This is a genomic window from Acetobacter sacchari (assembly GCF_017377715.1).
Taxonomy (GTDB): Bacteria; Pseudomonadota; Alphaproteobacteria; order Acetobacterales; family Acetobacteraceae; genus Acetobacter; species Acetobacter sacchari.
The window spans coordinates 175,545-200,669 of the sequence record NZ_JAFVMF010000008.1 but is presented as its reverse complement, the minus strand read 5'-3'; the positions used below and the strand labels follow the sequence as shown (position 1 = coordinate 200,669).

Here is a 25,125-nt window from a genome sequence, read left to right as displayed (position 1 = left end):
CTGTTAAAAGAAGCAACGTGCAGCAGATAATCATGCCGAAGACGGAAGCGCGGTAAGCCCACATGCGTATCAAGCGTCACTGAAATTTGCTGACGATAGACGTCCGCCAGTTAACCTATCGGCTCCGCCTATCGCGCCGTCACCGATGGCGGCAAAGCTCGAATTTGCGCAGCGATCTGGTCTGCCGCTTGCCCGAGCAGAGCGCTTAGTGCCGCGACCAGCCCCTTCGTGCCGAAACCTGCTGGCGTGCTCAGAAGAATGCGCCTATTGAACGGTGCCCCATCGTCCGCACTGGCTAGGCGAACCGCCGCCTGTACGTCCAGAATCGCCTGCCCTGACGCGTCACGCGAGAAACGGTTGACGACCAGCTCCACGAACGCCTGAGGCGTGCCGGTAATGGCGTCGTTTTGAACGACGAGATTGACGCCCGGGAGGCGCTGTCCCAGTTCACCTGCAAGGACATGCGCAATTTGGGAAGCCAGGGGCTCGCTCCACGCATCTGACGACGCCACGTCCAATTTATAGCCACTGTCGCTCAGTACGATCCGATCACGATCCAGCCCGGCCGAAATCGTTGGTAACCGCACTTCCACCGAATTCACGGCGGGGAGAACGGGCGAAGGCTGCCCCGCCACCGGAGCGAGCGTATACAGCGTCGGATCCGAGGAGCCGCAGGCCGCAAGGCTGACAACCGCGGCGCACGCCAAGAGCGAGCTAAGTGTTGTTGCTGCGGACGGACGTGAGGATACGCGAAATAACCTAGGCATCATTTACGTCCTGCGATCAGTGCGGAGGGGTGGTTGGTCAGGAAGTTCGACATGAATTTCAGCGACCGCGCCGTCTCCTGCAATTCCACAACCATCGATTGCAAGCTCCGATGAAAATCCGTGTCCCCACCATAACTGGCCAGCAATTTATTGGCGTTTTTCATAGTGTTATCGAGTTGATCGCTCATCTCAGGGAGCCGCTTCAGAAGCGGCTGAACGCCCCGATTCGTCTGGTCGAGCAGATCGTGCAGACTGCGTAGCGAATCCCGCAGATTGACCAGCGATTGCTTCACCTCAGGCGAATTGATTCGCTCGTCGGCATGCGCGATCAGATCGTTTGCGTGGGCCCCAATCTGCTCGATTGGCAACGCCGCCAATTTGTCCGACATGACGGACAGCGACTGCATGATACCGCTCATCCCGCCCGCTTCACCCGGAATGACCAGGGCGTCGCCTTCCATGTAGGTCTTGGCCTGCGTGGCATTCTTGACGAAGTTGAGCGCTATCACTGTTTCACCCGTCAGCAGGCTGGCACTATCGGTTGAGGCACGTAGACCGTTGGCGACCAGCGCCTGCATTCCAGTGACGACCTTCTCGGGACTTACCTGATCGGCGGGCAGGACGCGCTCGGGCTGGATATCCATCGCCACCCGGACACGCGCGTGGCCGGTGTTCTGGTCCAGATCCAGCTTCACACTGGTGACGCTGCCGACCTGAATGCCAAACATGGTTACCGCGCTGCCAGCCGTCAGCCCGGAAACGGAGGACGACAGATATGTCACCACTGTTTGGTGTGCGCGATAACCGGCAGTGTCGGCCGTTTCCTTGTCGTCGTAGAGCTGGAACAGCGTGTTGGCCGGAGCTTCCGGCACTTTTTCGCCCGGGATGCTCTTGGAAAGACCGAAGGCGACGCCGCCCGAGAACAACGCCTGAATCGACTGCAACTGAACCTTGAGGCCGCCTGCGCCGAAACCGACCTTCACGCCCGACACGTTCCAGAACCGAGTGTCGGTCCTCAAATAGTGGTCATACGGCTCTCGCACGAAGAACTGGATGAGGACCGGCCCCACGCCGCCGGGGGGAAGCGTGTAGCCGAGCACCTCTCCGACATCGACGTCGCGGAAGAACACCGGGGCGCCAGGACCGATCGAGCCCACCGCCGACGCCAACAAAGAGTAGGTGCGTCCCGGCTGGTCAGACTGGATGCCCGGAGGCGACTCCAGCCCCTTGAAATGGGTCGCCCGCTGTCCTCCAGGAGCGCCGGGGTCGAAGCCGATATAAGCGCCCGACATCAGCGTCTCCAACCCTGTTACGCTGGCGCCGTTAATACGCGGGCGGACGACCCAGAATTGAGAGTTATCTGTGAGAAGCGGAGCCGCGTCCGAGTTCATCTGCACCCTGACGTCGACGTGGCGCATATCCTTCGACAACGAAATCGAACTGACGGTGCCGAGCGTCACCGACTTGTTCTTGACCTGTGTCTGACCGCTGGTGAGGCCATCGGCCGTATCCAGCGTGATCAGGATTTCCGGACCACGCTCGTACAAATTACGCCAGAGAAGGAACCCGGCGATCAGGACGGAAATGATAGGGATCAGCCAGATCAGGGAAAACCAGGCCCTGCCAACCGGCGCGTCCGGCGGGGCGCCGCCGGGAGTGTGAGATTGGTTATGGTTATCTGACGTCACGCGCTTGCCGGCTCCATACCTTGGCGATCTTCGGTTCCGTCATTTTGTACGGTCCGTGTTAACTTGCGGCTCGCAACCGGCGGATCAGCCGCTGGCGCTGGACCGTTTTTTCCAGCGGCGTCCCACATAAGACGCGGATCAAACGCCTCTGCCGCGAAAATGGTGAGCACCACCACTGCGGCGAAGCAGACGACGCCCCCGTCCGCCGTGACGTTGGCCAGCGAGCTGAACCGGACCACGGCGACCAGAATCGAAATCATGAAGACGTCGATCATCGACCACCGCCCTATAGCGTCGATAACCCTGAAAAGTTTTGAGCGGAACATCAAGCCGCGCGACGATCCCCGATACGTCTCGAACAGCATGAACGCCAGGCCAAGAATCTTGGCCACCGGCACAGTTATGCTCGCGAACAGCACGAGGATGGAAAGGGGAATCATCCCGTCCTGCCACAACTCCACGACTCCGCCGAGAATCGTGTGACCGCCACCCTGCCCCAGTTTGATAACCGTCATGACGGGGTAAATATTCGCCGGAAAATAGCAGATCAGCGACGCCAGCAACAGTGCTGCAGTGCGATTGAGGCTGTCCGGTTTGCGACGCCGCATCTTGTGCCCGCAACGAGGACACGAACCCACGATGTGAGTTCGCGGCACAGGTTGCTCAAACGCTCCCACGAGGCCGCAGGAATAGCAGGAGAGCATATTCTGGACGGGCGGCATCGGGATATCGCTGATCGAGACGCGCTCAACGGCCACGCGGGTTCCATCGGAGAACTGCAAGGTGTTCTCCACGCGCCGCCGTCGCCAGATCAACTCCTTGTCGAGCGTCTGGTCCGTCGCCGCCATGGTCACCATCAGCGCCGCGATAAGATACGCCGCCGGTCCGACCTCCACATAGGCCAGATCCACCAGCTTCGTATATGCGACGAAGATCCCGAGAATATAGACTTCCATCATCGACCAGGGACGAAGCTTCTCGTACCAGGCGAGCAAGTGCGGCGCCCAGTCCGGCATCTCCTTCTTGCCACCCGCATAGAGAATCAGCGCCATCATCGTGATTACGACGCCGGGCGCGAGGACCGTGACGAGCCCCACGAGCACGCCGACCTCCCCCCATCCCTCGTGCAGCAGCTCCATGGGACCGGTCACAAGCTCGACCGCGCGCTGCCGCCCATACAGGTTAAGCGTCATGAGCGAGGACATCAGAGTCGCGAAATAAAGCGCGGCCGAGCTGATGCACAGAGCCAAAGGAGTCGCGATTGGCGAGGACATGTTTCGCCGCTCGAGTCCAAATCCACAACGTACACACCGCGCCATCATGCCCGGCTCGACATTTCGGACCGCCTGATATTCACCGCAGCATGGGCACTCTACCAAACCATCAATAACGCGAGCGCTGATCGGCTTGCGCCGCCGTCTGCGCGCCAGAGACAGCGCCCCACGGTAGAATCTGGATGGAAGGGTCGACGACATCGGGAGAATTTACTCCGAAATGATGCGCCTTGATAGGCGGAAGACATATTGCAGCCATGCCAGCTCTCCGCTATAGGGCTCAGCCAACGCGCCGACATAGCTCAGGGGTAGAGCAACTGATTCGTAATCAGTAGGTCCTCGGTTCAATTCCGAGTGTCGGCACCAGAAATTCCATACATCGCTGACGACGGCCGGCCCTGACAGCAGATTATCGCTAAGGGTTACAGCTCCGTGCGTTTGTAACGCTTTTCTGTCACCCCTAGCGCCATGGGTCGCGGGAAAAACCTGCTCAGACACGGCGATCGATGGTTCTTTCGCTGCCGGGTTCCTCGGCAGCGCATCAAGGCCGTAGGCCATGAGAGACAGCCAGGACAGGTGACAGGCACGTTGCGTGATATCCAGCGTCATCTATACGCGTGCTCTCGGGTCAGTTTTTGCCGGAGGCTTCCAGCTTGGCGGAAGGCGGAGAAAAACGCAGTCGAGGGAGGGGGGGGCGTTCTGATCTAGATGGTTATGTGATTCGCGGCGGCTTTCAGTGGAAAGCCGCTCTGAAGCCTATGGATCTGAATAAAACTTCGTACAACCGCTATATCCGACGGAGCGTCCAAGCTGTCTTCGATCGGATTTTCGTAACCCAGAAGAAACAAGCTAGCCTCTCGACGCGTCTGTTGGGTGACGCCACACATCTCAAGGCACTCTGACGGTAGCGTCCGGACCCAACATGGGTTTTCCCCTACCAAATCTCTGGAGCACAAAAAGCGATCTGCACTCAAAGCTTCATGCGGTGTGTGACGGTCACGATTTGCCCTCTTTCCTTCACATGGTTGCTGGTCAGGCCGCCAACTTCAGAAACACGGACCATTATGCTTCCTTACGCGCGAAGCAAACTGTGTCATTGGACGCCAGGTAAGGGCCGGCAGCCATTACCTCTACAGTAAGAGAAAATGGCTGTGCGGACGGTTGGGAGGCGACAGACAAGGTCCCCGCCCCGGTTGTCCAACGGCCCCGCCCGCCCTCCAACCCATGCCATCCATCCAATGACAAAGCGGTAAGGTGCTGATCGATTATTTCAACCCTGCGCCCGCTGGTCTTCGTAATGTTGCCAATCAACACTCCCAGTTCACGCCTGTCATCGACAAACGGGCCGATCGTATCGCTGGGGCGGCTGCAGCGTGACATGATTCTGACGCTCTGGACCCCCGCTGGAATCAGGAAGGAATAATTATTACCCTCCAGCCTAAGGCGCTTAAGGGAGCGCCCCCTGTCAGTTATGAGGTGGATGTCTGGATCGGTCTCCAAGGATATCCTGTTTCCGATTACATTTTCCGCCACGAGGGCCGCACGAGCATCGACCTCGCGATGAATCGCCTCCACAATGGAGCGCTCCACCATCAACGGAGCCGCAGCATCGCGTTCCCAGGAGCGAGCGCGACCCGTCAGTATCGAGACCTCTCCATGCTGTCGAAAGAGATGCCTGTTTCCGGTATCCAGATACGTCTCTGTCAGCATACCGTCAGACCAGATAACCGCGTGTGGTTCCGTCTCAATATGATAATAGGTATAGCTCGTAATATTCTTATCGTAAAAAATGTTTTTTCCGTTGACCAGCATTCTGGCCGGGATGAACTTTCCTTCAAAGAAAAGGCAGTGCTCCGCCGTGACACGCATGTCCTTATAAGGCACGCCATGCGATACGGCGTCCTTCAGGACGCAAACCGGATATCCCGCTTCGTCGTCCCGCAGGTCCTTGTTTACGGAAATATTTGCGCTTCCGACCCATGTCACATCGCGAAGTTCTTCCGAGTTGTTGCGCCAGTCAAACGTAGCGACAATGTCACCAATACGCACATCTTCCACCGGAACATCACCGGCCGACGTGCGAATCATCGAACCAGACAGAAAGCAAGCGCCAATGTAGGTGTTATCACTATCGTAGGTAATTTTTAGAGGATTATTTGTACTTCCATCGATATAGTACGTATTATTTGTCAACGTAACGCCACTGGCGAGCGTAGCGCTATACGACGCTATCTCAGTTCCAGACACACCGTACAGCGTTACGGTTTTTACCGTCGATGACCCAGTTATCGTATAATATGCTACAGTCTCAACGGTGTTCTCCAACTCGATTGTATCTTTCGAGGGGTCGTAACCCGTTATATTTGTGCTCGACAGATTGAGGAGCGACGCCTCCGCATTCAGGATAAAAGTGCCTCCGCCCGTACCAAAGTGAATAGTTGTCCCGGAAAGTGCGGTGACCAAAGACGTGCCGCCAGAGAACGTGCCGCCGTTTGTAATGTTGACGGTCGTTCCGGAAAGAGCTTTGGCCACCAAACCATGGTTAAGGGTCGCCGTGCCGCCATCGACATTGACCACAAGCCCGCTCAGCGCGCTCAATGTCGTTGTAATCGTAGCCGTACCACCCACGTAGATCGTCGTGGGGTAGAGCGTGCCCACGGAGACAAGAATATCTACATCAGACGTCACGCCCGCCGGAACAATGTAAGTCGCGCCTACAAGCAAATTTGCAATGCTGATTGCACTATCGGAAGAAGACGCCACATAGCCGGTCTTAAGAACACCCAGAACGCCTGGATAGAGCGTCCCAGTGTAAGCTATAGTTCCATCCGGGTCGGTGATCGTGACGTTCCATGAGGTCAAAGTACCAAGTGTATAATTAGATATTACATTATACTTTACACCACTACTGGTGGTGGTTGTTGTTGTCGTCGTGGCCATGACGATGCTTCCCTACCGGATGTGTCTAATTTCGTTGTTGGGTGAGCGCCAACCGCGCGCAGAAATTAGTGTTTTCCAATCAGCCAAATTTCGAAAGATTTATTTGTACGTCGCAAACAACATAAAACACACATTTATCATGAAGTGTTTTTATTACATTTTTTCTGTATTTTTTATTATAAAAACAAAAAATATCAAAAAAAACTATCAAGCAACATGTTGTTATTAAATAATATTGTGATTATTAAGGTAAACATATATTATATTCATCATAATGCCTACAAAAAAATGATTAATAGCAGCACAAGGAAGCGTCGAAATTTCACCGTTTTGTGAATTGTTTTGGCAAGGTCTGGTTTTTTGACGCCCCTAGCAAAATTGTTTTATTTTTCTAAAATATGTTGACCAAATAGCAGCCAACTTGCACGTTGCAGTTTATGGATAAAATCGCGTTCCATTGCGAAACCAGGCATCGGCAACACCTCTTGCGCGCAAAACGATTGGTCAGATTTTGAATACGCTGAGCTCAGCAGTTCTATCCAACGTCAAACAATTTCCGCACAAACCTATGCATTGAGCCCCGCAACGCCCTCTTTTGTCGCAAGACCGCTGCGCGTAAGCGACGGCCCGAACCCCAGACGCGCCAGAACCGGACCGAGTCCACGCCGCGCATTCACTATGTTGCTCATATGCGAGACGCTCACGCCGAACTCCTCGGCAGCCGTGCGTTGGCTTTTGCACGAGCGAATGAACCCATTCAGTTTTTCGTAGACCACGTTGCTCGCAACCAGCGTCATCGGATCGGCGATGACCGGAAAACGCATGACCATCTTCAGACCAAGCGTCCGCGCAACCTTGTCGGCATAACGGACGCCGCCCTGCGCGTCATAAATCTTACGCGTATTTACGCCGTGCGTACGAGAGAAAGCCGTCACGCCACCCGCCGAACGGATCGCGGCATTCAGTTTCCTGTAAAATTCTTTCGGGTGGATCAGCTCTTCCGTCATCTCCCTCCCCCTCTCCATCGCGCAGCCCGACAACGCCTCTCGAGTGAGCACAATTTCACGTGACAACACGCTACATATCGAGACCCAACGTAAGCTGGTGTTGACAAGCACCGGTCTTAGAGAGTGTGATCGCGCGCACCAAGGGGGGTTCCGGCAAGGAACTGAGAGGTCATTGGGCGCGTGTTTGATACGTTGCCGCGTGACGACCCTGCCGGACGCCCCAAAAAGGAGGGTATCCGGGGAACCTGATCCGGTTAATACCGGCGGAGGGACTGGTCTGGTCGCGTGGCTCCGACACGTTCGGATTCGCGAAAACTACGACCGGCGCCCGTTCCTCGTTAGAATCGAGGACGTTTCTCATGAATCATATCGCCCCCCCTGCCCCACAATCGACCGCGCCTGCTCCCGGTGAAGTCACCACGGGCCCTATCTGGGGTTCACGCAAGGTCTACTCCAGCCCTGAAGGTCACCCGGCCATCCGCGTTCCGTTTCGCGAGATCGCGCTTGACCCCTCAGCTAACGAGGCTCCACTTCGCATCTACGATACGTCAGGGCCTTACACCGATCTGGACGTGGCGATCGACGTGCGACAGGGGTTGCCAAAGGTTCGGTCGGAGTGGCTGGCTAAACGTGGATTCTCCGCCGCTGTGCCTCGCGCGGTCAAACCAGAGGATAATGGCGGCGCCACGGGCGATCGCCTTGTCGCTCCCTGCCCTGCGCCGCACACCGTGCTTGAGGCTGGCCATGCGAAGCTGGTGACGCAGTACGAGTTTGCGCGCGCAGGCGTCGTCACCGAAGAAATGATCTACGTGGCGCATCGCGAGAATCTCGGGCGCGTCAAAGCAGCTGAAGGCGCTAACGCCCGTCGCCGCGACGGCGAGGATTTCGGCGCAATCATTCCCGAATTCGTAACGCCCGAATTCGTCCGTGACGAGATCGCACGCGGCCGCGCCATCATCCCGGCGAACATCAATCACCCGGAACTGGAGCCGGTCATCATTGGCCGTAACTTCCTGGTGAAAGTGAACGCCAATATCGGCAATTCGGCCGTCACATCATCAGCTGCGGAAGAGGTTGAAAAACTCGTCTGGTCGATCCGCTGGGGCGCCGACACCGTCATGGACCTGTCGACCGGCCGTAATATCCACAACATTCGCGACTGGATCCTCCGCAACTCCCCGACCCCGATCGGCACAGTTCCGCTATATCAGGCCCTTGAAAAGGTCGGCGGCGACGTGTCCGCTCTCAACTGGGAGGTTTTCCGCGACACGCTGATCGAGCAGGCCGAGCAAGGCGTCGATTACTTCACCATCCATGCGGGCGTCAGACTCGCCCATGTCCCGCTGACCGCCGAGCGCGTGACGGGCATCGTGTCGCGCGGTGGGTCGATCATGGCCAGTTGGTGCCTGATGGAGCATCGTGAGAGCTTCCTTTACGAGCACTTCGAGGAAATCTGCGACATCATGCGCAAGTATGATGTTTCGTTCTCCCTTGGAGATGGCCTGCGTCCGGGCTCCATCGCCGACGCCAATGACGCAGCCCAATTCGCTGAACTGGAGACGCTAGGCGAGTTGACCAAGATCGCCTGGGCGAAGGGCTGTCAGGTGATGATCGAAGGCCCTGGCCATGTGCCGATGCACAAGATCAAGGAGAACATGGACAAGCAACTGCGCGAATGTGATGAAGCGCCATTCTACACGCTTGGCCCGCTAACGACGGACATCGCGCCGGGTTATGACCACATCACCTCCGCCATTGGCGCCGCGATGATCGGCTGGTTCGGCACGTCGATGCTCTGCTACGTCACGCCGAAAGAGCACCTTGGCCTGCCGAACCGTGACGACGTCAAAGTCGGCGTCATCACCTATCGCATCGCCGCTCACGCCGCCGACCTCGCAAAAGGCCACCCGGCGGCGAAGCTGCGCGACGACGCTCTAAGCCGCGCGCGTTTCTCTTTCCGATGGGAAGACCAGTTCAAGCTGTCGCTCGACCCTGATACGGCGCGCGCGTATCATGACGAGACGTTGCCGAAGGAGGCGCACAAGACAGCCCATTTCTGCTCCATGTGCGGGCCTAAATTCTGTTCGATGCGTATCAGTCAGGATATTCGTGACGACGCTCAGCGTCTGGCTGGTATGGAGCAAAAGAGCCGGGAGTTCCGTGATGCCGGCAGTACGGTCTACGTGCCTGCCGAGTAAATAAGATAGAGTGGCGCAGTCGCCGAGAGACTGCGCCACCTGCATCAGCATTTGATCAGCATATCATTCGTCTACTACTCGCGTGCGTGGATGATCACAGACGTCGCGTAGAAATCAGGACGATCTGAGCACATGCACCGCCAACTTCACGCGCAGGCCCGGTGCGATTCTTTACGAGTCTTGATCTACGCAAGAAACGTCATTTCTTAACGAATACGCGGCACTTTGCATCGAACCACGTGAGTGAGATGCAGACCATGCGAAAATTTATTTTTGGCGCATTTTTGGCGGTGTATTCATTGGGTCACGCGTTGGCCCAGGATTACTCGACTGACCCCGCATTAAACAAATCTCAGTGGGATTATACTGCAGGTAGTCGTCCGGTCTCTCCGCCATCATACGAAGGCGCTCCGCCGCCCCCCACACAGGTCATCATCATGCCCAATACTGCAGGTTACGGCGAAAGCGCATCGTCTTCTACCGGCGTTCCCATGCAGCCAAACAATCTCTCGCAACGACGGAACTCTTTTTCAGCCTTCGGAAATTCCAAACTTATCCGACCAACACTGAGCCTCCCGCCAACTGATACTCCTCACTGACGACTCAATGAACGTCGACGCTTGAATAGCGACACATGCCCGGCGTGGGCGCCCGTATCCAGTCAGCCGGTTAAGCAGGCGCCACGATACGATGATCTCTCGCTATAGCTGAGGCTTCTTCCTCCGGCATCGGCCGCCCGAGCAGAAAGCCCTGCATTTCATCGCAGCCGCGCTCCGTAAGGAGAGAGAGTTGTGCTCCTGTTTCGATCCCTTCCGCCGTCACGCGCAAGTTGAGTTTATGGCTCATCAGAATGATTGCCTCTACAATGGTCCAGGCGTTCGGATCGTTGCTGATTTTTCCGATAAAGCTTCTATCCACCTTGACCTTGTCGAATGGAAAATTATGCAAGTAAGCCAAACTTGAATAGCCGGTGCCGAAATCGTCCAACGCCACTCGAACGCCGTGATTTCGCAAGTCTCTAACCAGCTCAAGTGCTTTGGCCGTATCTTCCATTAACAGGCTTTCCGTAACCTCCAGTTCCAGTCGCTCGGGATCGAGCCCCGTTTCCGCGAGGACTCGGGTAACCATTTCAACCAAATCGACTCGCTGAAATTGAATCGGAGAGAGGTTGACCGCGATACTGATGTCAGAGCGCCATTTCGCAGCCGCGCTGCATGCCGTTCTAAGTACCCACTCGCCGAGAGGGACAATCAACCCAGTTTCCTCTGCCAGCGGAATAAAACGATCTGGAGGTATCATTCCTCGGGTGGAGTGTGGCCAACGCGCCAACGCTTCAAATCCTGTGATAACACCACCAATATCAAATAAGGGTTGATAATGAATGGCCAGTTCCTCTCGGCTTAAGGCCGCTCGCAGGTCCAGTTCGATATCGTGGCGCTCACGAAGCGCGGCGTCCATACCCGAAGCGAACTCACAAGCCTGCCCTTTCCCTCCCTGCTTCGCCTGATACATAGCTATATCCGCCGATTTCAGGATGGAAACAGCCGTGTCGCCGTCACGTGGGCTCACAGCGACGCCGATACTGACACCCACGTAGGCGTCGTGCCCACTCAGTTCAAAGGGTCTCCACAAGCACGCGATAATCCTGCGCGCGAGTGCGACAGCATCCGAAATTTCCTCAATTGTTCTAAGAACTATGACAAATTCGTCCCCACCCAACCGAGCGATGTAATCTCCATCCCTCAACTCAGCCTGAAACCGATGAGCAACCTGCTTCAGAAGCATGTCGCCTGCGTGGTGGCCAAGAGTATCGTTGACAGCCTTAAAACCATCCAAATCAAGACACAAAACCGCTGATTGTCCACCTGCAAGGCGTGTCTGGCTCAAAACTTGCGTCAATACGAGCTCAAGGCCTCGTCGATTTGGCAGGGAAGTCAAAGAATCGTGCAACGCCAAAAATCGAATGTGCTCCTCGGCCGCTTTTCGCTCCGTAATGTCACGCACGGCGAGAACAGACGCTTGCCCGTCAACATACGGAACAGATCTGGAGAGAATTTCGACCGCGACACATCGTCCTGTCGCACTCACGAGTTCCAGTTGCTGTGGCGCCGACACGATTCCGGGTTCGGCTTTTTCATTGTTCAGGATCTCGACGGACGGAGGCTCTACGAACAGCTCTTCGATTGTGCGTTTTTTTGCCGTTTCGATGTCGAGTCCGGTCATCTCGAGTATTCGTTCGTTGGCGTCGATGATGTTCGATCCCCGATGAATGAGGATCCCTTCGAACGTGCCATCGGCCAGATGTCGCATTCGGTCGCTTTCCCGCTGCTGCGCGCCAGCGACCCGGATATCAAGAAGCGAAGCGAGGAAAACGAGAAACATAACTGCCAGAAATTCCGACAGGCCAATGACCGCGATGGGCGAGAACGCCGCGCTGTCCGGCGTCTGGCTGGCCGACATCCAGTCTCCGAAAGGTAGGACCGATCCCATCGATCCCAGCGGGAGTTCCGTCAACGTGACCGCGAGCAACAGGCTCGACACCAGCACGGGTCGAGCGGCGATACTGCTTCCCAGTTCCCAGAACGCAAATCCGCACAGAGTCGAGCCGACGATCATCACCGCCATCACGGCTGAGAGATCGTACGCGAGCGTGAACGGTTGCACTATGGAAACGAGAACAGCGAAAGTAGAGCAGGACATTCCAAAGGCAAGCAAACACCCTGCAAGAATGACGTTTCTGATACTTCGACGCTGGCAAAGATAAAGATACCCCGAGACTGCCGCCGACAGGAACGTGATCGCACCTGCGAGCAACGTAACAGGCTCCGGTAAACGGCCCCACAGACTCGGGTAGGTCGACCATAAGGTATCGAAAAAAGTCGCCAATTCTGATGCCGAAACAACAGCGCCGAACGCGAATATGCGAATCAGCGTTGGCCAAGGCGAAACCGAAAGACAACGGACCGAAAGAGAACCACCAAGGATGGCGAGCGCGAGCACCGTCAGATGCGATCGCACATGCTGCTCATTAAGCAGAAATGTAAAGAGTCGCTCCATGAGTCCGCTTCTCGAGATATTTACGAAGCGCCAGCCATCTGCGCCTGACTGAACTTAGGCGTCGATGTCTTAACGACGTCATAAAACGCTGCAAGAAACGGATCATGCTGCATCGGGCGAAATCAGACCTCTCTGAAATCACCTTGTTTTTCAAATATTACTTGCAAAATCTAAGACCGCTCTGAGGATTACTTCACCTTCCCCCTCGAAAATCAATCCCCCGCGATACGCCGCACGGTCGCAGTTGTGGAGTGACCTGCCCGCAGATCCGCAAGAACCAATCGACCTCCAGCCGCAATCACGTCACTGGCGCCGACCACCTGTTCAGGCGTGTAGTCCGCCCCCTTGACCAACACGTCCGGTATGAGCGTACGAATTATCTCCAGTGGCGTGTCCTCGGAAAAGGAAACCACTGCATCGACCGAACGCAGCGCGGCGATGACGATGGCCCGGTCCGTCAAGGCGTTTATGGGACGCGTCTCCCCCTTGAGCCGTCGCACGCTGGCGTCGTCATTCAACGCTACGATCAGCCGGTCGCATTCGGCGCGCGCCGCAGCCAGCAGGCTGACATGCCCCGGGTGGAGGATATCGAAGCATCCGTTGGTGAAACCAACGGTCAGCCCCTGCTCCTTCCATCGCATGACCTGACGCGCCGCCTGCTCCAGCGACAGCAGATGACCGACGGGCGACGACATATCCTGGGCTCGCAATTCGCCGAGCACCTCGGCGATATCTGCGGTGGCCGTCCCCAACTTGCCGACGACTACCCCGGCGGCGGCGTTGGCCACCCGCATCGCCTGTTCCCACGGCATACCGGACGCCACGGCCAGAGCCATAGTCGCAATGACCGTATCGCCAGCGCCGGAAACGTCGAAGACTTCGCGCGCCCGGGCCGGCGCGCCTACAGCCTGCCCGTCTCTCGGCACCAGCATCATGCCTTTCTCTGAACGCGTCGCGAGAATCGCTTTCGCTCCGGCCTGCGCCATGACAAGTCGCGCGGCCGCTTCCACCTCGGCGTCATCTCCGGCGATCGCTCCAGCCGCCGCCGCAAGTTCCCGAGCATTGGGAGTGATGCAGGTCGCTCCATGGTAACGGCTAAAATCAGAAGATTTCGGATCGACGAATACAGGCACGCCCCTGTTTCTCGCCCCCTCCATCAGGTGACGCACGACAAGCGGTTCGCACACGCCCTTGCCGTAGTCCGAAAGAATGACGACGTCGGCTTAGGTCAGACGCGCATCGATCGCTCGCTGCAATGCTTCGGCCTCCTCAGGCTGCAACGGTAGCCTGCTGTCTTCATCAGCGCGCACGACTTGCTGGTGGGTCGCGATATACCGGGTCTTGCAAATAGTCGGCCGGTGCGCAGTCGTCACCAGCGCGTCAGTGATCTGCTCGCCATGACGGAGTCGGTCGCGCAGGGTGGTGGCGGCATCGTCGTTTCCAACCAACCCGACGAGAACCGCCTTGCCGCCCAGAGAGATCACGTTGCTGACGACATTGCCCGCGCCCCCTGGCTCTCTCGACGCTCTTTCAGCAACAGTACAGGCACTGGCGCCTCAGGCGAAATTCGCTCCATTTCGCCATAAAGGAAGCGATCGAGCATCACGTCGCCAATGCAGAGGACAGTGATTGCAGAAAAATCCATGACTTCAGCAAATCCGATGTTTCAAGCGTCGCCCGTTCAGACGACCGTTTGCATGTGACGGCCCTTGTCGCCAAACGCTGATACTGATGACGCTATTATCGCGGCGCGTTCTTCAGTCTTCAAAATTTTCGCAAATGAAATCCATAAGCAAAACAGCGTTCATCCACGCCAGACATCCGCCGAAATCTGCATAATCAATAAGGTTGATGCAAGAATGCGACCAGCCCCTCCTGCAATCATGGTCTCCGATAGCTGAATAAACTATGACGCAACCTGAATCGCGTGCCGCACGTTACACAAAGAACTCGTCGACGAAGCTTTCAAGCCCTGTCTGTCGAAGGGTCTTTAACCGTGCGGACATCAACACCGAGCGGGCCTCAAGGAGCGCACGATCAAGATCCGTATTGACGATAACGTGGTCGAACTCGCGCCAGTGGGAAATCTCGTCGCGGGCCGCGGCCATGCGGCGGCCAATCTCGTCCTCCGCGTCAGACCCGCGCGAATGCAGTCGACGCTCAAGTTCCGCCAAAGACGGCGGCAACACGAAAAGACTGATGACATCGTCAGGCAGCGCTGCACGAATCTGGCGATGCCCCTGCCAGTCGATGTCGAACACCATGTCGCGCCCCTCAGCCAGTGCACGCTCCACCGGCTCGCGTGGCGTTCCGTAACCACGACCGAACACCGTCGCCCATTCCAGCAATTCCCCGGCGTCGGCCATTCGCCGGAACTCTTCCATACTGCGAAAATGGTAATGCACCCCATCGACCTCTCCGGGGCGAGGCGCCCTCGTGGTGACGGAGACAGAATCACTGAGGCGAGGCTCCGCAGCGCGGAGAGCGTTCGCGATAGTCGACTTGCCCGCACCGGACGGCGCAGAGATGACGAAACAGACGCCCCGCCGCGCCACTGCCGGACCGGCTACGCGGACTGGCGGCGCGCTCCTTCGCATCGGATATTCGCCGGGGTGGTTGCTCGTCATGGTCTAATGATCCCAACACGCTTCGCCAGTCACTTGCGCCCTTCTATCAGCGTCGGGTTAATAGCGCGACTATGAAACGGACTTCGCTTCTGATCACCGGCGCAGCATCGGGACTTGGCCGCGCGCTCGCATTGAAACTGGCTGAACCGGACGCAACGCTGCACCTCGTCGATCACGACGCTACCCGTCTGCAGGACACCGTAACGCGCGCTGCAGCTTTGGGCGCGCGCTGCGTGGGACACCCGATCGATGTCCGCGACGCGACGGCGATGCAGGCGCTGGTGGCCGGGTGCGAACAACTGGATCTTGTGATCGCCTGCGCAGGGGTGACAGGCGGGGTAACACACCCGATGGGCGGTCTGACGAGCGGCGACCCGACCTCGCTAGAGCCTGAGCCGCAGGTCAGAGCGATGATCGAGACTAACCTTCTCGGCGTGATCAACACGGTGCTGCCAGCGATCAACGTCATCCGCACCCAACCTCGCGCCGATGATGGTCTGCGTGGCCGTATTTGCGCCATTTCCTCCGTCGCGGGCGTCGTGTCCTTTCCCGGCACGCCATCCTATTGTGCGACCAAGGCCGCCGTAGACCGCTTCATGGTTGCGACAGGCGGCAATCTGCGCCGCGAGGGCGTGCTGTTATCCTCGGTCGTATGCGGCTTCATCTCTACGCCCATGGCGAACGTGAACGAATTTCACATGCCCGGACTGACGCAGGTTCAACACGCCGCCGACCGCATCATGGACGGCCTGAGCCGCAACAAGCGGAGAATTGTCTTTCCACGCTGGCTCGTCGCTGGCTCACGTCTGATGGACCTGCTGCCGATCAGTCTCGCTGAAAAATATTACCTCAATCAGCCTGTCGGCGCCGCCGGGACATTGTGCCGGGCAGGCGATCCTTCCTGAGGCGCGCCGACCGCGTATACGCCGCCCGCGCTCCGTATTAACGTTACGAAGGCGATTCGCCGGACGTCGCATCCCCATCAACGGAACCTCGCCATGGACATCGCTCTTGCAGCGTAACGCTCACACCCTGATGGAAGACCTGTCGGCGGCTTCCGTGCGTGAACCCGCCCCGCTGTCGCGCAAGACGATGCCGATGGACCGCGTGTTCTGGAGCCATTTTTCCCCCAATCTGGGGCCGGGAGGCTGGGTCACCGGTGCCCTGCTGGTCAGCCTTGGGCTGGACTTTCGAACCGGCGTTCTTGCGATCCTGCTCGGCAACGCGATCGGCGCCTTGCCGGTCGCGCTGGCTGCGGCAATCGGCCCCCCGACGGGCCTCACCCAGATGGAGGCCTCGCGCCGAGCGCTCGGAACACTGGGCGTCAGACCGCCGTCATTCCTCAACTGGCTCTATTGCGTCGGATGGGACGCGGTGAACAACGTGCCCGCAGCCGCCGCGCTGATCGCGCTGCTGGCCGTGTTCGGCCTCTCCGCGCCGTTCTGGCTCGCGCTCGGCGTGCTGGCCGGCGTGCAGATGATCGCCTCGATTTACGGACATCACGTCGTTCAGGCGCTTCAGAAATATCTGGGGGCGCTGCTGCTGGCTGTATTCGCCCTGATCGGCCTGACTTTCGCGACGAAAGGTGGATCGGTGATCCACGCGGAACACTCTGTCGGCTTCGCTACATTTCTGCTCGCCGTCGGAATTCTGGTTAGCTTCAACCTGTCATGGGCGACCTATTCCTCCGACTACACACGGTATCTGCCAGTCGACGCCAATCCGAAACGCGTGGTGACTCTTGCTCTGACGGGATTGCTGACCTCCGCCGTGCCGTTTCAGATCCTCGGGTTGCTAACCGCAGCGAGCATCGCTGAACCCTCGCCCACAGCCGTAATCGCCAGCCTGCAGCACGCCATGGGGCCGCTTGGCCCGCTTGCGCTCGCGGCCATTGCGCTTTCGTCGATCACTGGAAATTCTTTCAACGACAATACCGCCAGCTACAGCCTGATTTCCGCTGGCATTCATGTACCGCGCGTCGCAGCGGCGATCATCACAGCCTCGCTCGGCTACGTGCTGGCTGTCGCGGGAGCCGGGCGCTACGCGTCGCTCTACACGGACTATCTGCTTGTAACGATGTACTGGATCGCGCCGTGGGCGGGAATCATACTCGCGGACTGGTATCTGGTTAAAAAGAACGATCCCAACGTCGCATACGGGCATGAGCCGGACGCGCCTTCGGGCTGGACGCGTGGAGCGACGATTTTCATCGTGACGTCCGCGCTGACGGTTCTGCTGTTCTCTACGAGCAGCCTCTATACCGGGCCGATAGCCCGATGGCTCGGCGGCGCGGATATTGGCTACTATGTAGGCTTCTTTGTCGCCGCTCTTTGGTACGCTGCAACGGCTCGCTCGCGGGACGCGAGCTCGCGTTAGAACGGCGCAGGCCCCTTCGCCAAAGACTGCGAGGGACGTTCCCTCACTCCTCGGTCGGCGCTTCCTCGGAAACCTCGGCGACGGTCGAGACTTCCGCCTTGCCCACTAGACCGCGCGCGAAATCCTCCGCCGAGAACGGACGGAGGTCTTCCGCCTTCTCGCCCACGCCCACGGCGTGCACAGGCAGCTTGAACGCATCGGCCAGAGCCACGACCACGCCGCCGCGCGCCGAACCGTCCAGCTTCGTGACGATCAGCCCCGTGACGTTCACCAGTTCGCGGAACACGCGAACCTGCTCCAGCGCGTTCTGTCCTGTGGTGGCGTCCAGAACCAGAATGACCGAATGCGGCGCCGTCTCGTCGAATTTCTTCATCACACGGATGATCTTCGCGAGTTCCTCCATGAGGGCGCCCTTGTTGTGCAGACGCCCGGCGGTGTCGATCAGCAGCAGATCGGCGCCTTCCGCACGACCACGACGCAGCGCCTCAAAGGCCAGACCTGCGGCATCGGCGCCCGGTTTTCCGGCGATCACCGGCGTTCCGGTGCGCTCGCCCCACACCTGCAACTGCTCGACGGCGGCGGCGCGGAAGGTATCGCCCGCGACCATCAGGACCTTCTTGCCCTGCTCGCTGAAATAGCGAGCCATCTTGCCGATCGTCGTGGTCTTGCCTGTGCCGTTGACGCCCACCATCAGCACGACATGCGGCTTGAGCGCCGGATCTGGCTCGAAGGGAATCGCGACCGGCTGCAGCACGCGGGCGATTTCCTCGGACAGCGCGGCGCGAATTTCGTCGTCCGTCACCTCCGCCCCGAACCGCGTCGCGCGGAACGAATCGATGACGCGACCAGCGACCGCCGGGCCGAGGTCGGCCGCGATCAGATGCTCTTCAAGATCCTCCAGCGCTGCTTCATCGAGCTTGCGCTTCGTGAAGACCGCTCCGAGTTTCTGGGTGGAACGAGACAGGCCCTGCTTGAGCCGTGAGAAAAAACCGAGCGCCATGTCAGATCGTTTCCGCCACGACGCCGCCCGCGTCAACCGCTACGGCGCGCACGCGCTCTATGCCTCCGATTTCGGAAGGCTTCGTCAGCCGTACCGGCGCGAACTCCTCGCTATGGCCGGAATCGGCCGTCTCCATGAGCACGCTCAGTTCCTGCCCGATAAGGCTGCGGTAATACGCCTGCGCCGCAGCCTCACCGAGGGCGCGGATACGCGCAGCGCGCGCCTTTCGCTCGACAACCTGCACGGCAGGCATCCGCGCGGCGGGCGTGCCGGGGCGCGCGCTGTACGGGAATACATGCAGGAACGGCAGAGACGCCTGTTCGACGAACGCTAGAGTTTCCTCGAACAAGGCATCGTCTTCCGTGGGAAAACCAGCGATCAGATCAGCGCCAATTCCGATGCGGGGCCTGATCGAGCGAGCGCGCTCGATGACCCGTGCGGCGTCCTCCACCAGATGGCGGCGTTTCATGCGCTTGAGGATCATGTCGGATCCCGCCTGCAACGACAGATGCAGATACGGCATGAAACGAGGCTCAGACTCCAGCAAACGCCAGATATCGTCGTCGATCTCCACCGGATCGACGGAAGACAGCCGCAGCCGCTCCAGTTCAGGCACGAGCGCAAGCAGACGACGGCATAGCTGCCCGAGGCGCGGCGTGCCCGGCAGGTCACCGCCCCATGACGTGATGTCCACGCCGGTCAGCACGACCTCGCGATAACCAGACGCCACCAAAGCCCTCACCTGCTCGACGACCGCTCCGACCGGAGCGGAGCGCGACGGCCCGCGGCCGAACGGGATGATGCAGAAAGTGCAGCGATGGTCGCAGCCCTGCTGCACCTCGACGAAGGCGCGGGTACGCCCGGCGAACTCTGTCACCAGATGTCCCGCAGTCTCCCGCGCGGCCATGATGTCTGAGACCGCATTCCCCTGCGTCAGCGCCGTCGGCGTCCAGCTTTCGGCCTTCAGCTTGTCCTCATTCCCCAGCACACGCGTCACGCCCGGCAGGGCGGACCAGCGATCAGGATCGATCTGCGCGGCGCAGCCCGTAACGACAATGCGTGCCCCGGGGCGCTCCCGGTGAGCGCGGCGAATGGCCTGTCGCGCCTGCCGCTCGGCTTCACCCGTCACGGCGCAGGTGTTGACGATGATCACGTCGTCCAGCCCTGTGGCATGGCCGCGCATGACCTCGCTCTCATACGTGTTGAGGCGACAGCCGAACGTCAGGATATCGACGCCGCGCTCAGGCGAAGGCGCGGGCGACACGGCTTCCGACGCAAGCGCCGCTGCGGACTCCTCCAGATGCTCCGGCGCGCTCATCGGGGAAAAGCCTCGAGATCGACAACGCCTTCAAAGGCGAAGGCGGCCGGGCCAGTCATCAACACATGGTCGTCCGGGGCCCACTCGATGAGCAATTCGCCGCCATCGGCCTCGACCGTCATGCGACGCTCCCCCAGGCCGCGGCGGGCCGCATTGACCACCGCCGCACACGCGCCGGAACCGCAGGCGAGCGTGAATCCCGCGCCACGTTCCCACACCCGCAGGCGCATGCGATCCGGCGCGTCGATACGGGCGAAACCTGCGTTGACGCGTTGCGGAAACAACTCATGGACCTCGATCTCCGGCCCTGCGGAGGAGGCCGCAATGTCATCGACAAAGAACGTCACATGCGGGTTGCCCATCGACAACGCGGCAGGTTCTCCCGCCAGAGGCAGACGTAGCGTGTCGGCTTTCTGTGCCAGCGGCACGGCGCGCCAATCCAGTTGCGGACGCCCCATATCGACTGTCACCCGCGCCTCGCCCTGCTCCCCTGCACCGTGCACGCGGGCGGCCAAAAGGCCGGCCTGCGTGCGCAACGTAAATGACCGGGCGTCGCTCTCGCGCGCCAGAAGCGCCGCGACACAACGCGAGGCGTTGCCGCACGCACCGGCCTCGCCTCCGTCCGGGTTGAAGAAACGCACATTCACGTCCGCGTTCCCGTCTTCCGCCTGAATGTCGGGGCGGGAGAGCGTTACGAACTGATCAGCCCCTATGCCGCGTTTGCGGTCCATCAGCGCGGCGATGCGCCGCGGCGTCAGGTCAAGCGATCGGTCACGTTCGTCAACCACGACGAAATCGTTCCCCAGTCCATGCATCTTGTGAAAAGCGGCGCGCATGCGGGCCTTATACGGCATCCTTCTGCGGGTTGCGAGGATTGCCGCAAGCGGATTTTCAGGCAGCGACGGCGAGAAATTTCGGTGCGCCAAACAGTCACTTCGCCAGTGAAGCCACGTGATATGGAAATCTTTTGATCGACGCTATGAATTGAAATTACAGAATTCCGCCGGATTGGAAGAATTCAGGCCTCGTCATTTCGACGCCTCAGCATCGCGTTGCAGTCATCCCACATATGCACACCTGAGGAACGGGGAAGACTTCCGAGCGGATGAGGCTGGACGACATAACCCAGACATCGCACCGGAAAATCATTATTTATCGAGCGTCCGCAGGGTATGGCCTCATCACAATGGCGGCGTCCTGGCGGTTAACTGGCTGCAAATTAGTGCTTACTGCGCACGATCGACGCCTGCCCTGCCGCAGCTATGACTTGAAGGTTCACTTCATGAAGGCTAAACCCCGATCCTCCGGTGACGTCGCCCGACATGGCGTTTTATCTTTGTCGGCGGTTCGAACCGCCACCGGCTCCCACAATCGATCGCTCCATCGCCAGGAACGACGTCGTCCGCCTGCCTGTGCAATGTGAACAGGCCGCGACGTCAATACGTCACGAATACTGGCGTTCGTGGGCGATAGTCTCTATGCCCACCTTCCGATCCCGCTCAGGAAACCTTTACAGTCATGCCTTTTCCGGACTCCGCCGCCCCCCTCGCCCGCGCGCTCGCCGAACGCGGCTATGAAGAGCCGACCGCCGTTCAGGCCGCCGTGCTCGCGCCGGAGGCCCGCGGACGTGATCTTCTCGTCTCTGCGCGCACTGGTTCAGGCAAGACCGTCGCCTTCGGCCTCGCCATGGCCGAAGAGCTGCTCAACAACGAAGGGCGCGCCGTTCACGTCGCTACGCCTGCTGTTCTGGTCGTAGCGCCGACGCGCGAACTCGCGCTTCAGGTCAAAAACGAACTGACCTGGCTTTACGCCCAGACAGGCGCACGCATCGTCTCCTGCGTCGGCGGCATGGAGCCCCGGCGCGAGGCGAGCGCACTTGCCGCTGGGTGCCAGATCGTCGTCGGCACCCCTGGCCGCCTTTGCGATCATCTGGCGCGCGGCAACCTGAACCTTTCGGCTCTGCGCGTCGTCGTCCTCGACGAAGCAGACGAAATGCTCGATCTCGGTTTCCGTGAGGAGCTTGAGACCCTGCTGCAGGCGAGCCCGGAGACGAAGCGCAGCTTCCTGTTCTCCGCGACCATCGCCCGCGAAATCGCCCGCCTCGCCAAGCGCTATCAGCGCGACGCCCTGCGGATCGACACGATCGGCGACAACGCGCCTCATTCGGATATCGAATACCGCGCCGTTCTGGCCGACCAGACCGATACCACGGGCGCAATCATCAACGTCCTGCGTCTGGTTGGCAGCCCCTGCGCGATGGTCTTCTGCCATACCCGCGAAGGCGTGCGGCAGATGCAGTCGGCGCTGTTGCAACACGGTTTCGCCTCGGTCGCCATCTCCGGCGAACTTGGCCAGAACGAACGCAGCCGCGCGATCGAAAGCCTGCGGAACGGGCAGGCGCAGGTCTGCGTCGCCACCGACGTCGCGGCGCGCGGCATCGACGTGCCGACCCTCGGCCTCGTGATCCACGCAAGCCTTCCCAGCAATCCGGCGACCTTGTTGCACCGCTCTGGCCGCACCGGCCGCGCCGGGCGCAAGGGCGTTTGCGTGCTGGTCACCACACCCGCGCGCAGACGTCAGGCGGACCGTCTGTTTCAAGCGGCGGGCGTCGAAGTTACCTGGAGCGCCGCGCCGACCCCCGACGCGATCCGCGCCGCCGACGTCGAGCGCCTGCTCGCCGATCCGGTCCTCGTCAGCAAACCGCCTTCTGATCAGATCGCTCTTATCGAACGGCTGGTCACCGAGCGGACGCCCGAGCAACTGGCCGCAGCCCTCATCGGGTTGTGGAACTCCCGCCTGCCGGAAGCCGCGCGCATTCGCGCCATCGCGCCAGGCGCCCCCTCCCCGCGCGAACGCGCACCCGCCGCCGCCCGACGCGACAATGCGGACGGTCCTCCGACGCGCCGACGCGCCGAGCAGCGCGACGGATCGGGCTCATGGTTCCGCCTGTCCGTGGGGCGCGCCGATCGCGCCGACCCGAAATGGCTCGTGCCGCTCCTTTGCCGTCTCGGCGGCGTGACGAAGCCGGACATCGGCGCAATCCGCATCGCGCCGACATATACGCTCGTCGAAATCGCGTCGGACAAGGCTGAGCGCTTCGCGTCATGCGCATCGGCGACTGACGATGACGAGATCAAGATCGAACCGGCTCAGGCGCCATCCGACAACGAAGCGCCTCCGGCTCGTGGCCGTTCGCCCGGCAAGAAGCCCGCATACAAGGGCGGCGGGGGCAAAGGACGCGGTGATCGTCCCGCAGGCCCGTCTTCACGCAAGCGTCGTTGAGATGCGGCCCATTCAAGCGGAAAGCTTGAATGGGCGAGAGACGCGGTGCATGACGCCTCAGTATAGTGTCCACCTCGGTTCGGTGGGCACTGTTCAGTTTATGGGAACGACTATGCGAACCCGTCGGTGAGTCGAGTTCGTAGAAACGGATGACGGCGTCGAGTTAAGCCGCCGCTTGGTCAGGGGCACCACCTGACTGAAAAATTCCATTCCAAACAAGTTGCCTGAAGCGCGTAGGCGCGAAAACGAGCCCTCACTCGACCTGCACGACGGCGGGCTATGCGCTGGGCGGCGTAAATGGCGGCTTCACGCCTGCTCCCCAATAATCGCACACACCGCAAATCATATCTGCGGCGGGAGCAGGGACGCGCCACGCCACTCTACAATCGAAAAATCGTCAGCCGTTTTTGCTCACATGGGCATCGGCTCCAAACGCCGATCCTGAAATACGGACTGCAGAGCCTGGTACGCCTCTTTTGACAAGAATATCGGCAAGCGTTCGGGCGCGCAGCAATCCCAGCTCAACAGCGCGCGCCTGATCTTCGGGAGCCATGGACACCGTATCGCCTGCGCCACGCACAAAGAGCGTGGCGCCCCCACGCGTGGCGACCAATTTGTTCAGCGCAGGCTCCTGCCCGGTCGCGAGTTGGTCCGAACCGGGCTGAAATCTGATCAGCACCCCGTCCGGATCCGACAGGTCGTAATCAGGGCGTTTGATGTCCGCCAGCTTCGAATCGGCGGGCGTTTCGAACCCCGGAAATTCAGCGGGAGATGGAGGGGCGTTGGGAATTTCCGGCAATACGACAGGCCCGACCTGAGCCGACGCCTTCAGCTCCCGAAATTCGGGCATAGCGATTTCGGTCTCCTCTTCCGACGTTTTGGCGGACGCAGTTTCTGCTTTTGGAGAAGTCACCGGTTTGGATGCAGAAACCTGAGACGAAGACGCTGAGGGCGCAGCCGCTGATGTCTGAGGCGGCGACGGCGCCTCAGCCGCGTCTAAAGTGGCGCCCAACGACCCGTCAGGCACGCCCGGCGACGCTTTGGCGGGAGCGGCTCCGGTCGCCTTGCCTGTTGCTTGTGCGGCGCCTGTATCCGTCTTCGCTCCAGACGCCTTCGCCGCCGACTGACCTGGCGGAGGAGGAATGACCGGCGTCAGCGCGCCATTCTGCGAGACCGTGCGCTGGTTAAGATTACGCGCCTGCACAAGTTGCTGGGTAAGCGACTGCCGTAGGGCGGGCGACGGAAGATCCGGCCCGGACGTTGGCGTCAATCCAACCTTAGGATACGGCGCAGCCTGCCCCGGCGGCGGCGGGCGTTGCAGGGCGATGGCGCCGCCCTGATGCTGCTGATACCAATCCAGCGTCGAATCGACGACGTCGCGATGTTGGCATCCGGCCAGCGCGGCCACGAAGACCGAGCTTGCGGCAATTTTCGCCGCCGCGCGCGAGAAAGGCGAAGGCTGCCCGACGACTGGCGCGAACGGCCCAATCCCGCTCTGCCCGACAATATCGGAGGGCGGCGAAACGAGCATAAACTGACGGAGTGAAAGAAGCCTCATTTGCTGATCAGTCTAGCCCGTTCCATCGTTTCT

The 25,125-nt window shown here is 59.7% G+C and carries 16 protein-coding genes, 1 tRNA gene and 1 pseudogene; 5 read left to right on the top strand and 13 right to left on the bottom strand.

Annotated elements, in window-relative coordinates; translation table 11 throughout:
- Window positions 1-128: 128 nt before the first annotated feature.
- From J2D73_RS09145 to J2D73_RS20730, 4 genes are read right to left on the bottom strand one after another with little or no spacing between them, the layout of a single operon-like run.
- Window positions 129-770: a PqiC family protein gene (locus tag J2D73_RS09145; protein ID WP_207881273.1), complete on the bottom strand. Its 642-nt coding sequence runs from the start codon at window positions 768-770 to the stop codon at window positions 129-131.
- Window positions 767-2,455, bottom strand: coding sequence for an MlaD family protein (locus tag J2D73_RS09140; protein WP_207881272.1), 1,689 nt, complete (start codon window positions 2,453-2,455; stop codon window positions 767-769). Before J2D73_RS09140 ends, J2D73_RS09145 begins: the two co-directional genes overlap by 4 nt.
- Window positions 2,452-3,834 (bottom strand): paraquat-inducible protein A, encoded by a 1,383-nt coding sequence (locus J2D73_RS09135; protein WP_408736835.1) that lies wholly within the window; start codon window positions 3,832-3,834, stop codon window positions 2,452-2,454. The genes J2D73_RS09140 and J2D73_RS09135 overlap by 4 nt, the downstream gene beginning before the upstream one ends.
- Before the next feature lie 4 nt (window positions 3,835-3,838).
- The gene (locus tag J2D73_RS20730; RefSeq protein ID WP_243429815.1) at window positions 3,839-3,988 is read right to left on the bottom strand and encodes a hypothetical protein; all 150 of its coding nucleotides are present in this window, start codon (window positions 3,986-3,988) and stop codon (window positions 3,839-3,841) included.
- A gap of 32 nt (window positions 3,989-4,020) precedes the next feature.
- On the opposite strand from J2D73_RS20730, the gene J2D73_RS09130 reads away from it, so the two are divergent.
- Window positions 4,021-4,095, top strand: a tRNA-Thr gene (locus tag J2D73_RS09130).
- Between the two features lie 696 nt (window positions 4,096-4,791).
- Here the strand turns inward: J2D73_RS09130 and J2D73_RS09125 are convergent.
- Both J2D73_RS09125 and J2D73_RS09120 read right to left on the bottom strand, forming a co-directional pair.
- The gene (locus tag J2D73_RS09125) at window positions 4,792-6,669 is read right to left on the bottom strand and encodes a Hint domain-containing protein (RefSeq protein ID WP_207881270.1); all 1,878 of its coding nucleotides are present in this window, start codon (window positions 6,667-6,669) and stop codon (window positions 4,792-4,794) included.
- Window positions 6,670-7,235: 566 nt separating this feature from the next.
- Window positions 7,236-7,676: a hypothetical protein gene (locus tag J2D73_RS09120; protein WP_207881269.1), complete on the bottom strand. Its 441-nt coding sequence runs from the start codon at window positions 7,674-7,676 to the stop codon at window positions 7,236-7,238.
- A gap of 359 nt (window positions 7,677-8,035) precedes the next feature.
- Between J2D73_RS09120 and thiC the strand changes: the two genes are divergently transcribed.
- Window positions 8,036-9,874 carry a phosphomethylpyrimidine synthase ThiC gene (gene thiC, locus J2D73_RS09115; protein ID WP_207881268.1) on the top strand — a complete coding sequence of 613 codons (1,839 nt, stop codon included), beginning with the start codon at window positions 8,036-8,038 and terminating at the stop codon, window positions 9,872-9,874.
- Window positions 9,875-10,543: 669 nt separating this feature from the next.
- Here the strand turns inward: thiC and J2D73_RS09110 are convergent.
- The 3 genes and pseudogenes from J2D73_RS09110 to gmk form a co-directional block, all read right to left on the bottom strand.
- Window positions 10,544-12,931 carry a putative bifunctional diguanylate cyclase/phosphodiesterase gene (locus J2D73_RS09110; RefSeq protein ID WP_207881267.1) on the bottom strand — a complete coding sequence of 796 codons (2,388 nt, stop codon included), beginning with the start codon at window positions 12,929-12,931 and terminating at the stop codon, window positions 10,544-10,546.
- Window positions 12,932-13,143: 212 nt separating this feature from the next.
- Window positions 13,144-14,576, bottom strand: a pseudogene (gene hldE / locus J2D73_RS09105) (bifunctional D-glycero-beta-D-manno-heptose-7-phosphate kinase/D-glycero-beta-D-manno-heptose 1-phosphate adenylyltransferase HldE).
- Window positions 14,577-14,868: 292 nt separating this feature from the next.
- Window positions 14,869-15,528: a guanylate kinase gene (gene gmk / locus J2D73_RS09100; protein ID WP_207881298.1), complete on the bottom strand. Its 660-nt coding sequence runs from the start codon at window positions 15,526-15,528 to the stop codon at window positions 14,869-14,871.
- Between the two features lie 101 nt (window positions 15,529-15,629).
- On the opposite strand from gmk, the gene J2D73_RS09095 reads away from it, so the two are divergent.
- A complete protein-coding gene (locus J2D73_RS09095; protein WP_207881266.1) occupies window positions 15,630-16,463 on the top strand; it encodes an SDR family NAD(P)-dependent oxidoreductase in 834 nt (277 codons plus the stop codon).
- 130 nt (window positions 16,464-16,593) lie between these two features.
- On the top strand, window positions 16,594-17,934 hold the full coding sequence (locus J2D73_RS09090) for a purine-cytosine permease family protein (protein ID WP_207881297.1): 1,341 nt from the start codon (window positions 16,594-16,596) through the stop codon (window positions 17,932-17,934).
- 43 nt (window positions 17,935-17,977) lie between these two features.
- Here J2D73_RS09090 and ftsY read toward each other — a convergent pair whose 3' ends face one another.
- From ftsY to dapF, 3 genes are read right to left on the bottom strand one after another with little or no spacing between them, the layout of a single operon-like run.
- Window positions 17,978-18,934: a signal recognition particle-docking protein FtsY gene (gene ftsY / locus J2D73_RS09085; protein WP_207881265.1), complete on the bottom strand. Its 957-nt coding sequence runs from the start codon at window positions 18,932-18,934 to the stop codon at window positions 17,978-17,980.
- Window position 18,935: 1 nt separating this feature from the next.
- On the bottom strand, window positions 18,936-20,252 hold the full coding sequence (gene mtaB / locus J2D73_RS09080; RefSeq protein WP_207881264.1) for a tRNA (N(6)-L-threonylcarbamoyladenosine(37)-C(2))-methylthiotransferase MtaB: 1,317 nt from the start codon (window positions 20,250-20,252) through the stop codon (window positions 18,936-18,938).
- Window positions 20,249-21,088 carry a diaminopimelate epimerase gene (gene dapF, locus J2D73_RS09075; protein ID WP_207881263.1) on the bottom strand — a complete coding sequence of 280 codons (840 nt, stop codon included), beginning with the start codon at window positions 21,086-21,088 and terminating at the stop codon, window positions 20,249-20,251. The genes mtaB and dapF overlap by 4 nt, the downstream gene beginning before the upstream one ends.
- 682 nt (window positions 21,089-21,770) lie before the next feature.
- Here dapF and J2D73_RS09070 point away from each other — a divergent pair.
- Complete coding sequence (locus J2D73_RS09070; RefSeq protein WP_207881262.1) at window positions 21,771-23,534, top strand: DEAD/DEAH box helicase; 1,764 nt, start codon at window positions 21,771-21,773, stop codon at window positions 23,532-23,534.
- A gap of 397 nt (window positions 23,535-23,931) precedes the next feature.
- Here J2D73_RS09070 and J2D73_RS09065 read toward each other — a convergent pair whose 3' ends face one another.
- Window positions 23,932-25,092 carry a hypothetical protein gene (locus J2D73_RS09065; RefSeq protein ID WP_207881261.1) on the bottom strand — a complete coding sequence of 387 codons (1,161 nt, stop codon included), beginning with the start codon at window positions 25,090-25,092 and terminating at the stop codon, window positions 23,932-23,934.
- Window positions 25,093-25,125: the final 33 nt, after the last annotated feature.